Source organism: Shewanella sp. 5S214 (genome assembly GCF_041439795.1).
Classification (GTDB): Bacteria; Pseudomonadota; Gammaproteobacteria; order Enterobacterales; family Shewanellaceae; genus Shewanella; species Shewanella vesiculosa.
On record NZ_JBGOOV010000001.1, the window covers coordinates 121,482 to 136,908 of the forward strand.

Consider the following 15,427-nt stretch of genomic DNA (forward strand, 5'->3'; position numbering starts at 1 on the left):
TCATGACTTCTGAGCAAGAGTACAACACGCTAACCGTCAATATTAACCATAAAGTGGCCCATATCGTCCTAAACAGACCTGACTCGTTGAATTCAATGAACGTCGATTTTTGGCATGAGTTCCCAAGGGTTATTGATGATATTAATAATAAATCAGCAGCTCGGGCGATTGTTATTTCATCAACAGGTAAACACTTTAGTGCTGGTATGGATTTGGCCGTATTCAGTGCCAATGGCCCAAACGACAATATCGAGTTAGGCCGAAAACACGACCAACTACGTCGATTAGTGCTAAAGCTACAAGACTGTTTTAGTGTGTTAGAAACAGCTCGGATGCCAGTATTAGTGGCGATTCAAGGCGGCTGTATTGGCGGCGCGGTTGATATGGTTACCGCCGCCGATTGCCGCTACTGCACACAAGATGCGTTTTTCAGTATTGAAGAAACCAAACTCGGCATGACTGCTGATGTTGGTACGTTACAGCGTTTGCCTAAGTTGATTTCAATCGGTCTAGTTAAAGAGCTTGCTTATACGGGTCGCAGAATGCCAGCAGAAGAAGCTAAACATGCCGGTTTGGTCAATCAAGTGTATGACGACCAACAAACGATGATCACCGCAGTATTAGCCATAGCAGCCGAGATCGCCGCCCGCTCGCCTTTAGCGGTAACAGGTTGTAAAGAGATGATTAATTATGCCCGCGATCATAGTGTTCAAGACAGCTTACAATATATGTCGGTGTGGCAAAGCGGGATGTTCCAACCACAAAACGATATGATGGAAATATTCACAGCTAAAGCGCAAAATCGTGCGCCAGAGTTTGCCGAGCTAACGCCCATTGATCCGATGAAAATATTCTAAATATTGGGGAATACTGTGCTATTTGCGCTTAAATAAAATGTAGAGTGAATTTATTTGAATCAAATTACACCGCAAATAGCCCAAACATCCATCAGAGACATTATGACAAAACCACTGATAAACCTAGTTCATGCTAATGGCTTTCCAGCGGGAAGCTATAAAACATTATTAGCAGAATTTACTCGCGATTATCGCACCGTAGCCCAAGATCAGTTTGGGCATAACATCCTCTATCCGATACACAGCAACTGGCAACATCTAGTTACAGAACTAGTTGAATTTATTAGAAAGCAGGATGAAAAAGTCATTTGTGTCGGCCATTCTTTTGGCGGAGTCATTTCTTTTATCGCAGCTTGCCAGCATCCGGAATTGTTTCGCGGTTTAGTGATGTTAGATCCACCGGTGGTGACTGGCGCATTGTCACATTTACTGAGTTTTATCAAACGTACACCGTATATTGATAGGCTATCTCCTGCTGGTAAAGCCAAAAATCGCCAAAATCACTGGCCAGAAAAAACAAACTTGGTTGATTATTTTTCACATAAGTCATTATTCAAAAACTTCGACTCTCGTTGCTTGCAAGACTATGTGCATTCTGGCGCAGTTTCACGTAACAAGCGTTTAGAATTAACCTTCTCACCGGCTGTCGAAGCGGATATCTTTAGGCACTTACCGACTAACTTAGTGACATATAAAAACAAACTAAAGGTGCCCGCAAAACTGATTTATGGTGAAAAGACGACCATCTTCCCGATTAAACATTTTGTTCGGTTTGCCAAACTTAACGACATCGAATTAATGACTCTACCTAACGGCGGCCACATGTTCCCGCTAGAGCAGCCAGAAAATACCGCAGCGATGATCAAAAATATTATTAAAGATTGGTAAGCGTAGGCTATTGATAATGTTAGTCTACTGATAATTATAGAGTATTGATAACAGTCGATTATTGATAACATGGTTGATAAAAATCAATGTCGATAATCTTGTGATTGAACCTCATGGTGATTGTCGTAAAAACATTGATAAAAGTACTAAGATTACCTTGTTGATTAACAATGCTATTGCATAAAGGGACCCTCAATATGACTAAGCCAATTACCTTGTTAACTGCTTTCACGTTGGGGTTGAGTATCTCTTGCCCATCAATAGCATTACCTTTAGATAGAATTCAATTACCCCAAGGCTTTAGCATCGATATCTACGCTGAAAATATTGAAAATGCTCGTCAAATGGCACTAGGCGATAACGGCACTGTATTTGTTGGCAGCCGTAAAGCGGGTAATGTCTACGCACTTATTGACACTAATCATGATTTTAAAGCGGACAAAAAAATCATAGTTGCGACCGATTTATTTATGCCCTCAGGGATAGCGTTTCATCAAGGCAGTTTATATGTCGCAGAAGTAGATAAAATCTGGCGTTACCCTGATATTGAAAAGTCATTACCCACCATCCCTAAAGCAGAATTAGTGTTTGATAAACTGCCGAATAAATCACACCATGGTTGGAAATTTATCGCCTTTGGCCCAGACGGTAAATTGTACGTTCCTGTAGGTGCGCCATGTAATGTGTGCGAAAGTGAATTGCCCTTTGCCAGTATTCTAAAATTGGACCCAGACTCTCAACTTGCAGATAACCAACTAACAGGTAGTCAACAAACACAGACCCAGAAAGCAGGCTCTACACAACAAGACTCTGTGCAGACCACCATAGTCGCTCAAGGCGTACGTAACAGTGTTGGCTTTGATTTCCACCCTGTCACTGGTGAATTATGGTTTACCGATAATGGCCGTGACATGATGGGCGATGACCTACCCGATGATGAGCTAAACCGCGTCAGCCAAACCGGCCAACACTTTGGTTTTCCTTATGTTCACAATAACAATATCGCGGATCCCGAATTTACCAATCCAGAGATTGCCAAACTGAATACACCGCCAGCATTAACTCTTGGCGCTCATGTCGCAGCCTTAGGAATGGAGTTTTATCAGGGCCAGCAATTTCCTGCTGAATATAAAAATACCATCTTAATTGCGCAGCACGGGTCGTGGAATCGCAGCAATAAAGTCGGCTATCGCATCATGAAAGTGGTGCTAAATGGTAATACGGTGAGCGACTATTCGCCTTTTGCTACAGGCTGGCTCAATGGTGAACAAAGCTGGGGACGCCCAGTAGATGTGATGACTCTGGCAGATGGCTCGATCTTGGTATCAGATGACTTTGCCAATGCCGTGTATCGAATTAGTTATACCGAGTAGTAAAAGCTATGCGTTATGCTGTAGCTGTACTACTGGAATACAGTTTGATCACTATCAAACTTGGATATTTATAAGCGAAGGCATCTACTCATTTATGGACAGATGATTGCTAACAGCCTTCTCATCGTCCCAACTCTCACGTCGTCCCGGTAATGTTTTTTAGCCGGGATCCAGGTGTTTGTCTTATATTTTGTATTTTATACTTATGGCCTACGGCCATATATCCGACTCATAGTAGGCAGAAACGCATGTCATACATCTATTTCATTAAATAGCAGCAGATTTAATGCCACCAACTATCTGCTCCACCACTAAATTTGCCCATGCATTATAAATCGGTGCTCCTGGGTGAAACCCATCTGTGGCCATGACTTGGCGCATAAATTCAAGCATGGTGATATCGGGTTGTGGGTTGTCTAACGGCAGTTTAATTAATCTAAAGGCTGTAGTGGGATCGATATGTTGATTTATAGGCAGAGCGCCTTGCTGATCAAGTTTAATTAATAATTGCTGTAATTTACGATTAAATTGATTGGCGCGCTGGCCTAAGCTCCACCGAAGTGGATTAGGCAAAACAGGAAATAACCCCAGTGGCGGTAACGCCGTCACTAGTATCAATTTGGGTTTGTACCGCTGAGTAATGAGCTCTAACAACTGTTTTTGTTGCTGCAGCCACTTATCGCAACTGATTGATGAAGTAATGTCATTGACACCCAGTGATGTAACAATAACATCATAGTGCTTTTGGCCGAGGATTGGATGGGCGGTATCAATGCGTTCATGTAAGTCTTGTAACGTGGTGGCTGTCGTCGACCCTGTCTTAGCAAACAATGCATAACTAAATTCGAGTTGAGGGCTTAATTGCTCAATAATCTGTCCCAATAAAGCGTGTTGTTGATTAGTCACTCCAACGCCTGCAGCAGCTGAGTCACCTAAAATAAGCAAGCTTAACGCAGGATTCGATCCAGTTTGCCCAACTCGTTCACCCTCGGGTTCAGGCAACCTTGGCGTAGTACGGCGAACCTTAAGTCCCTGAAACACTAATACTGGGGCCAGCATGATAGAAATTCCTTGATGTAACATTACGTCTCCCTTTTACTCAACCAACGACAGATACCGCAGTAAACTAAACCATTCATTTTGCTAATGGAATACCGTAACTAGTTTGATTAAATTTTCGATAGCTGACCAACACCTAAAGATTTAATGACAAAATGGTAAAAATCATCAAATGGTTTATAGATTAACACTAAATAAAGGGTCTAGACGGAACATTACAAAGGCAAACAAACTCAGCTAAGGCCATGATTTACTCTATATCATTAATAGAACCTGCCTGTATGGCATATGACATCAATAGATAATTTCATTTTAAGGTTAGATCACGTAAACTACGCGCTGTTTTTTAAGTCTCTTTTTTAGGTAAATCATGATCCGTTTAAACCAAGTAAAATTGCCTCTCGACCATAATGAAGATGCACTCCAAGAAGTGGTGTTGCAAAGGCTCTCTATTTCAGCGGATCAGCTGGTTGACATCCATATATTTAAGCGTGGCTACGATGCACGCAAAAAGAACTTAATTTTCTTAATTTATACCTTGGATGTGACCTTAACCAATGTAGACGAAGCACAATTATTAGCATCAGTTGCTGATGACCATAACATTCGCGTATCGCCTGATACCGATTACAAATATGTCGCTTACGCACCTGAAGGGTTAACCGAACGTCCAATCGTGATTGGCATGGGGCCTTGTGGTTTATTTGTTGGACTGATGTTAGCGCAAATGGGCTTTAATCCTATTATTGTAGAACGCGGTAAATCAGTGCATGAACGCGCTAAAGATACCTTCCGCTTTTGGCGTACCAGCGAGCTCAATACCGAATCAAATGTGCAATTTGGTGAAGGTGGTGCTGGCACGTTTTCGGATGGTAAGTTGTACAGCCAAGTGAAAGACCCAGGTTTTAAAGGCTTAAAAGTAAAACAAGAATTTGTTGCCGCCGGTGCACCTGCTGAAATCATTTATGTGAGTAAACCCCACATTGGTACCTTTAAATTGGTCACCATGGTAGAAAAAATGCGCCGTGAGATCATTCGCTTAGGCGGTGAAATTCGCTTTGAAACCCGCGTCGATAAAATCAATATTAGCGATCGCCAAGTTACTGGTGTCAGCCTTAATAATGGCGAAGTACTGCATTCTAAGCATGTGATTGCGGCAGTAGGCCACAGCGCCCGTGATACCTTCCAAATGTTACATGACCAAGGCGTGTTTATGCAGGCGCAGTCATTTTCAATTGGGTTTCGTATTGAACACAAGCAAGAGATGATCGATAAAGATCGCTTTGGCATCAATGCCGGCAACCCTATTTTGGGCGCGGCTGATTATAAATTAGTCCATCATTGTAAAAGCGGCCGCAGTGTTTACAGTTTCTGTATGTGTCCAGGTGGTGTTGTTGTGGCGGCAACGTCTGAAGAACACGCAGTGGTAACCAACGGTATGAGTCAATACTCGCGCAGTGAGCGTAATGCCAACAGTGCCATTGTAGTGGGCATAGATCCTAGTGATTTTGATAACGATCCACTACAAGGTATTGCACTACAACGTAAACTAGAGCGTCATGCATATGTTATGGGCGGCAGTAATTATGATGCTCCGGCACAAATGGTTGGCGACTTTTTGGCAGCAGGATCAGGATTACCGTTCGAAAATGTCGAGCCGTCTTACAAACCTAATGTCAAAATGACTGATTTAAGTGATGCATTACCGCAATTTGCAATCGATGCCATCCGTGAAGCCATTCCTGCCTTTGGTAAAAAGATCCGTGGTTTTGACAGTAAAGATGCCATGTTAACGGGCGTTGAAACTCGCACCTCTTCACCAGTGCAAATTAAACGCGGCGCAGATTTCCAAAGTATCAATACCAAAGGCTTATACCCAGCGGGTGAAGGTGCGGGTTACGCTGGTGGGATTTTATCGGCGGGTATCGATGGCATTAGTATTGCCGAAGCCGTTGCTTTAGACATGATAAAAGCAATGAAGAACAGTTAAGCGAGTCTGTGCTTTAACTGTATATCGAGCCTATCGACTCATAGCATCATGTGATTCATATCCGTTAATAAAAACAGCAGCCTAATTGGCTGCTGTTTTTATTGTTAGCTAATGTCTTTAATTGCCCGCCCAATACCATCCACAGTGAGTGGGTACATTTTATTGCCAACAAGCTGCTGGATAATGGCAATAGAATGATGGATCTGCCAGTGATTTTCAGGTTGCGGGTTTAACCATGCGACCTTATTGAAATGGCCTAGCAATCGATTCATGTATTCAATACCTGGTTTTTCATTCCAGTGTTCAACACTGCCACCTTTAGCAATAATCTCATAAGGTCCCATGGTGGCATCGCCGACGAAAATCACTTTATAGTCAGATGAAAATGTTCTGATAATTTCTTCAAGATCGATGGTTTTATCAAAGCGGCGGTTGTTGTCTTGCCACAGTTGATCGTAAACACAGTTATGAAAATAGAAAAACTTTAAATGTTTAAATTCGCTGTGGGCCGCGGAGAACAGCTCTTCGCAAGTATGGATATAATCATCCATCGAGCCGCCAATATCGAAAAACATCAGCACTTTAACGGCATTATGGCGTTCTGGCTCCATATGCACATCTAACATGCCACCATTTTTAGCGGTTGAGCTAATCGTAGTATTGATGTCGAGCTTTTCACTGGCGCCGGTACGAGCAAACTTTCTTAGCTTTTTAAGGGCCAACTTGATATTACGGGTGCCTAATTCGCGATCTTGGTCGAAATTTTTAAACTCGCGCTTATCCCATACTTTCACGGCACTGTTATTACGATTTTTATCTTGGCCGACTCTGATCCCTTCGGGATGATAACCATAAGCCCCAAAGGGTGATGTACCACCTGTTCCGACCCATTTATTACCGCCAGCATGACGCTTTTTTTGTTCTTCCAAACGCTCTTTTAACGCCTTCATTAACGCTTCAAGGCCACCAAGTGATTTGAGTTGATCCTTTTCTTCTTGGCTAAGGTGTTTTTCGAATTCTTTTCTGAGCCAGTCTTCCGGCAAGATCTTATCGAAAATATCAATACTCTCTATGCCGTTAAAGTACTCAGCAAAAGCCTTGTCATATCTGTCGTAGTGTATTTCATCTTTAACCATGACGATTTTGGCAAGGTTATAAAAATCGTCTACGTTGGCAAAAATCAGCCCTTTTTTGAGCAAGGCTATAAGATCTAATAGCTCGCGTAAGCTACAAGGCACCTTGTGTTTTTTTAGGGTAAGAAAAAAATCAATAAACACTGTTAAATCACCTGTTTCTACGACTCATAAAGGCCAATTTTTCAATCAGTGAAACGTCTTGCTCATTTTTTAACAGCGCGCCAAACAAGGGAATAATATCTGATTTATTATCCAGTAAGATGTCTTGTGAGATGTCGTCGGAAATCAGTAGCTTAAGCCAATCAATTAATTCTGATGTTGAGGGTTTTTTCTTAATGCCATTGACCTCACGTAAATCAAAAAACACCTCTAGTGCTTGTGTTAATAAAGCTTGTTTAACATCAGGATGATGCACATCGATAATTTTTTCCATTTCAGCTTTAGTAGGAAACTTAATGTAATGGAAAAAACAGCGCCTTAAAAAAGCATCAGGTAACTCTTTTTCGTTATTTGAGGTGATGATAATGATGGGCCTTTGTTTGGCCTTAATCACTTGTTGAGTTTCGTAGACATAGAACTCCATTTTATCGAGTTCTTGTAGTAAATCATTTGGAAACTCAATATCGGCTTTATCGATTTCATCAATCAACAATATCGGTCTTTGCTCTTCCTCAAACGCCTGCCACAACTTACCTTTTACGATATAGTTGCCAATATCATGCACGCGAACATCACCTAACTGACTGTCGCGCAAGCGCGATACAGCATCGTATTCGTAAAGCCCTTGTTGCGCTTTAGTGGTCGATTTAATGTGCCATTGGTACAGTTTGCAATTGAGTGATTTAGCTAACTCTTCGGCTAACTGGGTTTTACCGGTTCCAGGCTCGCCTTTGATTAATAATGGTTTCTCTAATGAAATGGCCGCATTTACCGCCATGGTGAGGTCGCTGGATGCAATATAATTCTGTGTACTTTTAAACATGCTCTACCTTTTCATTGATTTCGTTTGGCGCTAATAGCATTTACCAGCAGCAAAATATTAATTGATATCAGTTTTATCGATTGTAACAAAAGCCCGCTGGCTTAGTTAGGACACTTTGTACTTAGCGCCCTTCTTTTAACACTAAAGTGATAGCAACTGGCGTACCATTAAATGCTGCATTCCCCGTGAGCATATCAACTCGACTGGCATCTGTTAAATCATTAATGCTCACGCCTGGCTGAGTGGCGGCAACCGACATGTTTGTGCCCTGCTGATTATGGCCCCAACCTTGGGGTATGGTCACCACACCCGCTTGAATATCATCGGTGAGGACCACTTCAATATCAATTTGGCCCACTGCAGAACTGACCGTCACTAGCTGGCCTTGTTCAATACCCATCTGGTGCGCATCTTGTGAATTCATTTCTAAAGTACAAGGATTTTTACCTTTAATGAGCCGTGCTGAATTTTGGGTCCAGGTGTTATGGCTTTTAACCAGTCGACGCCCAATTAATTCAAATGGATAAGCCAGATCGCGCGAAACTGGTGTCAGCACAGCTTGCAATCGGGGCAAATCATCACTAAATACTTGCGGAAACAGATCGATTTTGCCGTTAGCGGTTTTAATTCGTTCTGCTAAACACGGCATTAATGGGCCGATATCGATACCGTGAGGGTTATCGATTAACCTTTGTAAACTCATGCCTTGCTCGCCATAGGGGCCTTGTTTGAGTTCCATATCCAAAATGATTTCGGGAGTGATTTTTTGCATTGGATCATCTGCTGCAATATTAAGCATTCGCGCAGAAATTTCTTTGAGTATTTGCCAGTCGCTACGTTGATCGACTTGTTTTTCAAACAATGGCGCTGAGTATTTAACTGTGTTTCTAACCGAGAATGAGTTAAAGAAAATATCAAAGTGCGAATTCTCAACGCCCGTGGTGCCCGGCAGAATAATGTCGGCATATTTAGTGGTTTCATTGAGGTAAATATCGACCGAAACCATATAATCTAAACCTGCGAAGGCTTGGGCTAATTGATGACCACTGGGGGCCGACAATACCGGATTTCCAGCAACGGTTATCAAGCTTTTAATCTGCCCTTCTCCCGGTGTTTGTATTTCTTCAGCCAAAGAAGCAACCGGAAACTCACCATTAAAAAATGGTAACTTACGCACTCGGGTTTGATGCTGACCAAACGAACTTTGATGGCCGACTTTATGGTTACGCAGTAAATCAAAGGCCGGTTGCGGAAACATGGCACCACCGGCGCGATCAAAATTGCCTGTGATTATATTGAGTACATTGGTAAGCCATAAACATAAGCCACCAAATGTTTGCGTAGATGCTCCCATGCGGCTGTAACACACAGCGGAATCTGCCAACAACATATCATCGGCCAAGGTGTAAATAGTACTCGCTTCAATGCCGACTATGCTTGCAACCACATCGGGTGAATAGGTTTTGGCAAGTTTAGCAACATCATCAAGCCCCTCTACTAAGTGTTCTAAATGACCTAAATTAACCTTGTTACGCTCAAACACACAATGGATCAAGGCGAGCAGTAAAAAGGCATCTTTCTCTGGGCGAATAAACAAATGTTGGTCGGCAATTTTAGCGGTACGGGTTCTACGAGGGTCAACCACGACAATTTTTCCGCCACGCTGTTGAATAGCCTTCATACGGCCTATAACATTGGGCGCAGTCATCATACTGCCATTGGACACCACAGGATTAGCCCCTATGATCAACATAAAGTCAGTTCTATCAATGTCGGGGACCGGGATTAACATACCAGCGCCAAACATAAAGTTAGCCGCGACATGATGCGGCAATTGGTCAGCAGAGGCTGAACTAAAACGATTTATTGTGCCAAGTGACTTCAAAAAAGGCTTGAGGAATAGCGCATTCCCCAGACTATGAGCATTGGGATTGCCGAGATAAACGGCTAACGAATTTTTCCCGTGTTGCTGTTGAATGCTTTTAAACTTAGCGACTATCTCGCTAAAAGCGTCATCCCAACTAATAGCTTGCCAACCAGAAGCGGTTCGTTTTATCGGCGTTTTTAAGCGATCTTTATCAGTATAGAAATCTTCTAAAGCAAGTGCTTTAGGGCAATTATAACCTTGGCTAAAGGGATCAAGTTGGTCACCTTTAATCGAGATGATTTGTTTATCTTGATAGACAATTTCCAAGCCACACATGGCTTCACAAATATTGCAATTTCTATAATGGGTATTCATTTCGCTCATATATATCGCCTGACTTGGATGGGTGAACACCAGGTTATTTAAAGATTAAAATAAATCTTCAAGCCATTTCTTGGCACTGCCAAGCACAACCATAGCGTTAAGTTTAAACAAGGCAAATGTATCGCCATCTTGCAGTTCTGGTTCACCGCAACGCGGGTCCGAACGCTGCAATGCACCTGTCATACTGTGATCTATCGGGATAGGCTCGCAACCATGACCTGATTCACAAACAAAATCCCACTTTTCAGCTGCAGGTAAATGGCAAGTAAAACAGTTACCGCCAAAACGGTTATTCACATCCGTGAATCCACGTTTAGTGATAGTTGAGCCTTGTTCATCGACTTCTAATTCAAAAAACTCCCAGTCACCGGTGGCAGGAAAAGTGCCCGCTTCGCGTTTAACCATCACTTCAGTGGGCACTAACTGCACCACAGATCCTTCAGGATAAACGGCACCTTCAGGATTATTAGCAACAGCTAAAGTGCCTTGAGTATTACCAAGCAGGTTATCGACATAAAAATGGCGAACAGGTGTCATATCTCTGATGCAATTAAAGCTATTATCATCAATATTGCTGACTTGGTTTGCCGCGTTAATCGAAAACGCTGCAGCCGTTAACAGCACCGAACTAATGCTAATAACAATACGTTTATTACGCTTGTTCATAGTCAATCCCTTTGACGGCATGGTGGTAATGGCTTCCGCCACCATGCATGTTGAGTGAAGGTGAATTAATTGAAGGATGATTTTATAATTTAACGATGAGCTTGCCTTTGTTTTGACCAGTGAAAAACAAGTTTAAGCCAGTGATGGCCGACTCAAGTCCAATTAATACATGGGCGCGATGTTTAATCTGTCCTTTCATGACATAAGGGGTTAATTTTTCGAGTAATGCAGGTACATCACCAAAATGATCTGGCATTGTAAAGCCTTGGATAATTAGCCTTTTTTTAATTACCTGCACCCAGCTTGGGCCTAAATCCGGTACCGCTTTGGGATAATCAGCAATCATGCCACACACCACAATACGCCCATGGGGATTCATTTTGGCAAACACATGATGCTGGATAGGACCACCAGTGTTTTCAAAATACATATCAACACCATCAGGGGTTAATTCAGCCAGTTTGGCTGCTAAATCATCGGTCTTGTAATTAATCGCACCATCGAAACCTAGCTCGTTAATTATCCAATCCGCTTTTTCATCACTGCCGACTACGCCAATGACTCTTAAGCCATCAGCTTTAGCCAGTTGACCCACAATCGATCCTACAGAACCCGCGGCACCAGAGACTACAATGGTTTCGCCTTTTTGTGGCTTTCCTACGTTGAACAGTCCTTGTGTCGCCGTTAACCCAGGCAAAGCAAATACCGATAAAATAGCTTCATCGGGTAATGGCGCCGTCACTTTATGCAAACCGGCACCATTACTTAGAAAATATTCTTGCCAACCCATCATCCCCATCACTCGGTCGCCAACAGTAAAGTCAGGGTGGTGACTTTCGACAACTTCACCTATGCCAGAGCTGCGCATAACCTCGCCCAAGGTGACAGGAGGAATATAACTTTCGGTATCTGGGCTCATCCAGCCAAACATGGCCGGATCAAGTGACATATGATGTTGCTTAACTAAAAACTGCCCTTGTGCCACTGCCGGCATTGGCTTTTCGACAATTTCAAATAATTCTGGGCCAATTGGGCCACCTTGAGGACGGGCGACTAAGTTAATGGCGGTATAGGTACTCATATTTGATTCCCTTTATATGTGAGTGAATATCAATAATCGATCTCTAAAAATGATGGCAAATGATGGTTTAACCTTGTCACCTGATGAGTTGCTTGATGCTTTTTATACTGTTGATATTTTGCGTTTGATAAAAGTGTTTAAAGTGCTGGGCAAGTTTTTCACTTTCAACAAAAACCTGTCGCCAGTATTGGATCCGTTGAGCAGGTTTCATTTCAACAAAATCTTTGCGATCAGGGATTTTATGATAAGGCAACGAATCAATAAATTCTGCTGATGGACACAATAATACTGTGTTGTCGTAATGTTCTAGCCTGACTTTTCGAGATAAGTTTTTGTCAAACCAGCCCGCTTTTAAGGTGGAACTGAAATGAGGATAAAGAGTTAGCCCCTCATTTTTAATTTTAAAATCAAAATGATAATCAATGATACCGCCATCACGATACATGCCAGGAGAACAATCTGCAATGTTGTTTATCCCTTGCATCACCAGCGGAATTGAGCCAGATGCCAACAATGCCGTTTTGATATTGTGTAGGCTTAATGGCACTGACGTGGTGGGGATATGGTCAGGATCAAAAATGGTTAAATCACTTTGATGATGCTGAAAAATGTACCGCTCATACTGGCTTTTGAGTAATGGCCGACTTAACGCGTTTCTCAGAAAGCTATTGAGTAACCCGGCACCTTGTTTTAGTTTGTTTTCAGATGCCACCAATCCATGACATTTAGCCACAATAAAATGGGCTTTAAAAACACTATTATTAATGATCTCACTTGCGCCCGTATCGCCAAATAACTCATCAAGTAACGTTATCGCTTTAGCAGTTATTTCGTCAGCTTGTGGCTTAGTGTCATTTGAATACACGGTTTCACTGTAATGTTTAGCTAATCGCTCTATTGCTGCAACGGGATCTTTTTGCGCAAAACATGCGGCGCGAAATGCTCCTGCACTTGAGCCAATGACATTTAACGGCTGTTGTCTGCCATTAAAAAATTCACCAAAGATATACTTGTCTAATCCCAGTAAAGTAAACCATTTCGGCCCACCACTTGCACCAAGAAAAGAGCTAAATAACGCTGGAGAAAATCCATCTTGATGGATTGTTGTTAAGGCCGTTTCACCGGCATAAATTTCTAACATAACATTCTTATGGTTAACCTGTCGGCAATCAATGCCGACAGTGATTTTAGTGACTAATACACAGTGACCAATTATTGATGCATATAACTTCGCACTAATGCTGGATTAAAAAGACTTAGCGCTTTATGAAGGCTATAAGCTTAACGCTATAGCCACGAGTGATCCGTTTCGACCAAGCTTATGCCATATTACGAAGGTCTTTACGTAACACTTTACCGACGTTACTTTTCGGTAATTCATTCATAAATTCAATCACCTTAGGGCGCTTATAGTTGGTCAGCATTTTATTACAATGATCAAACACATCTTGCTCGGTAAGGTTAGGATCTTTACGCACTATGTACACTTTAACTCGCTCGCCGGTAATATCACATGAGGTCCCTACCGCAGCGGCTTCAAGTATGCCGTCATGCATCACGAGTACTTCTTCAATCTCATTTGGAAACACATTGAAGCCAGACACATTGATCATGTCTTTTTTACGATCAACAATTTTAAAGAAACCATTTTCATCCATGGTGGCAATATCACCGGTGGCTAACCAGCCATCAATGAGCACCTCATCCGTTGCTTTTTGGCGATTGTAGTAACCTTTCATCACTTGAGGGCCTTTAACCCACATTTCCCCTGGCTCACCTAATGCCACTTCTTCACCATCTGCCCCAACAAGGCGAATATCAGTTGATGAAGCAGGCAAACCAATCGATCCATTGTAACTTTTTTGATTATAAGGGCTCATAGTCACTAAAGGCGCACATTCAGTTAAGCCGTAGCCTTCTAAAAGACGACTTTTAGTGACTTTTTCCCAATGTTCAGCTACAGGACGTTGCACTGACATGCCGCCGCCAAAGCCCATTTTTAAAGCGCTGAAATCAAGCTTGTCAAAGCCAGGAGTATGTAACAATCCGTTAAATAGCGTGTTGACGCCAGTAATAATGGTAAAGCGATATTTAGCCAACTCTTTTACAAATCCCGCCATGTCACGTGGATTGGTAATTAATAGATTGATGCCACCAAATGGCAAAAAGGCTAAGCAATTAGAGGTCAGCGCATAAATATGATAAAGCGGTAATGCGGTGACAATGATCTCTTTACCCACTTCAAAGATATTTTTAGTCACTGCATTGGACTGTTCAAGATTAGCAACCATGTTGCGATGAGTCAGCATTGCCCCTTTTGATGGACCTGTAGTACCACCTGTATATTGTAAAAAAGCCAAATCAGAACCGACAACGGGAACGGCTACAAAATTCAGTTTGCTGCCTTTGGACATAGCATCATTAAATTTAACCGCATTGGGCAACTCAAACGCAGGGATCAGCTTTTTAACATGCTTAATGGCGCCGTTAACTAATGCACCTTTTATAAGCCCTAATCGGTCACCGACACCTGTGGTGATCACATGCTTAATATCAGTTTTATCGATCACGGCTTGCAATACATGAGCAAAATTTTCGAGGATAAGGATCCCTTTGGCACCAGAGTCTTTTAATTGATGTTCTAATTCGCGGGCGGTATACAATGGATTAACGTTTACAATTGTCAGTCCGGCAATCAGCGCACCAAATAGCGCGATAGGATATTGCAGTGTATTGGGGATCATGATGGCAAATTTGTCGCCTTTGACTAACCGCAAATCTTGCTGTAAGTAGGCAGCAAAATCAGTCGCTTGCTGAGCCAGTTGCTGATAAGTAATACTGACATCCATATTAATAAATGCAGTATTATCGGCGTATAACTTGGTATATTTTAAAAATAAATCTGCCAAAGAATTATATTTATCAGGATCGATTTCAAACTCAACCCCGGGCGGATAACTCTTTTCAAGCCAAATTTTTTCCATAATATTGTCCCCAAAATGTAATGTTATTAGCAGCTGCAAAGTCCATCTCAAATACGCAACAGAACCTAATACACGAGCCGCTATCTATGTTTATTATTATTTTGCATCATGTCATTAGCGTCATTAAACTGAGCACTAACCTTAAATCTACACACCAATC

At 42.1% G+C, this 15,427-nt stretch carries 12 protein-coding genes; 4 read left to right on the plus strand and 8 right to left on the minus strand.

Features of this window, described 5'->3' with window-relative positions; translation table 11 throughout:
• Positions 1-2 precede the first annotated feature (2 nt).
• The 3 genes from ACED29_RS00485 to ACED29_RS00495 all read left to right on the plus strand — a co-directional run bounded on the left by ACED29_RS00485 (position 3) and on the right by ACED29_RS00495 (position 3,118).
• Positions 3-857 (plus strand): crotonase/enoyl-CoA hydratase family protein, encoded by an 855-nt coding sequence (locus ACED29_RS00485; protein WP_371696660.1) that lies wholly within the window; start codon positions 3-5, stop codon positions 855-857.
• A gap of 102 nt (positions 858-959) precedes the next feature.
• Complete coding sequence (locus tag ACED29_RS00490) at positions 960-1,745, plus strand: alpha/beta fold hydrolase (RefSeq protein ID WP_371696662.1); 786 nt, start codon at positions 960-962, stop codon at positions 1,743-1,745.
• A 197-nt stretch (positions 1,746-1,942) separates the two neighbouring features.
• Positions 1,943-3,118: a sorbosone dehydrogenase family protein gene (locus tag ACED29_RS00495; protein WP_371696664.1), complete on the plus strand. Its 1,176-nt coding sequence runs from the start codon at positions 1,943-1,945 to the stop codon at positions 3,116-3,118.
• A 267-nt stretch (positions 3,119-3,385) separates the two neighbouring features.
• Here the strand turns inward: ACED29_RS00495 and ACED29_RS00500 are convergent, their stop codons facing one another.
• A complete protein-coding gene (locus tag ACED29_RS00500; protein WP_371696665.1) occupies positions 3,386-4,201 on the minus strand; it encodes an SGNH/GDSL hydrolase family protein in 816 nt (271 codons plus the stop codon).
• 346 nt (positions 4,202-4,547) lie between these two features.
• On the opposite strand from ACED29_RS00500, the gene ACED29_RS00505 reads away from it, so the two are divergent.
• Positions 4,548-6,167 (plus strand): NAD(P)/FAD-dependent oxidoreductase, encoded by a 1,620-nt coding sequence (locus ACED29_RS00505; protein WP_371696667.1) that lies wholly within the window; start codon positions 4,548-4,550, stop codon positions 6,165-6,167.
• A 104-nt stretch (positions 6,168-6,271) separates the two neighbouring features.
• On the opposite strand, the gene ACED29_RS00510 is transcribed toward ACED29_RS00505, so the two are convergent.
• The 7 genes from ACED29_RS00510 to ACED29_RS00540 all read right to left on the minus strand — a co-directional run bounded on the left by ACED29_RS00510 (position 6,272) and on the right by ACED29_RS00540 (position 15,267).
• Positions 6,272-7,444 (minus strand): VWA domain-containing protein, encoded by a 1,173-nt coding sequence (locus ACED29_RS00510; protein WP_182697333.1) that lies wholly within the window; start codon positions 7,442-7,444, stop codon positions 6,272-6,274.
• Positions 7,445-7,451: 7 nt separating this feature from the next.
• Complete coding sequence (locus tag ACED29_RS00515) at positions 7,452-8,285, minus strand: MoxR family ATPase (protein ID WP_124014835.1); 834 nt, start codon at positions 8,283-8,285, stop codon at positions 7,452-7,454.
• 121 nt (positions 8,286-8,406) lie between these two features.
• Positions 8,407-10,536 (minus strand): molybdopterin-dependent oxidoreductase, encoded by a 2,130-nt coding sequence (locus tag ACED29_RS00520; protein WP_371696669.1) that lies wholly within the window; start codon positions 10,534-10,536, stop codon positions 8,407-8,409.
• A 45-nt stretch (positions 10,537-10,581) separates the two neighbouring features.
• Positions 10,582-11,202: a cytochrome P460 family protein gene (locus ACED29_RS00525; protein ID WP_371696671.1), complete on the minus strand. Its 621-nt coding sequence runs from the start codon at positions 11,200-11,202 to the stop codon at positions 10,582-10,584.
• An 82-nt stretch (positions 11,203-11,284) separates the two neighbouring features.
• A complete protein-coding gene (locus ACED29_RS00530) occupies positions 11,285-12,283 on the minus strand; it encodes an NADP-dependent oxidoreductase (RefSeq protein WP_371696672.1) in 999 nt (332 codons plus the stop codon).
• Between the two features lie 76 nt (positions 12,284-12,359).
• On the minus strand, positions 12,360-13,424 hold the full coding sequence (locus ACED29_RS00535) for a patatin-like phospholipase family protein (RefSeq protein WP_371696674.1): 1,065 nt from the start codon (positions 13,422-13,424) through the stop codon (positions 12,360-12,362).
• Between the two features lie 178 nt (positions 13,425-13,602).
• Positions 13,603-15,267, minus strand: a complete 1,665-nt coding sequence (locus ACED29_RS00540; RefSeq protein ID WP_371696676.1) for an AMP-binding protein — start codon at positions 15,265-15,267, stop codon at positions 13,603-13,605.
• Between the last annotated feature and the right edge of the window lie 160 nt (positions 15,268-15,427).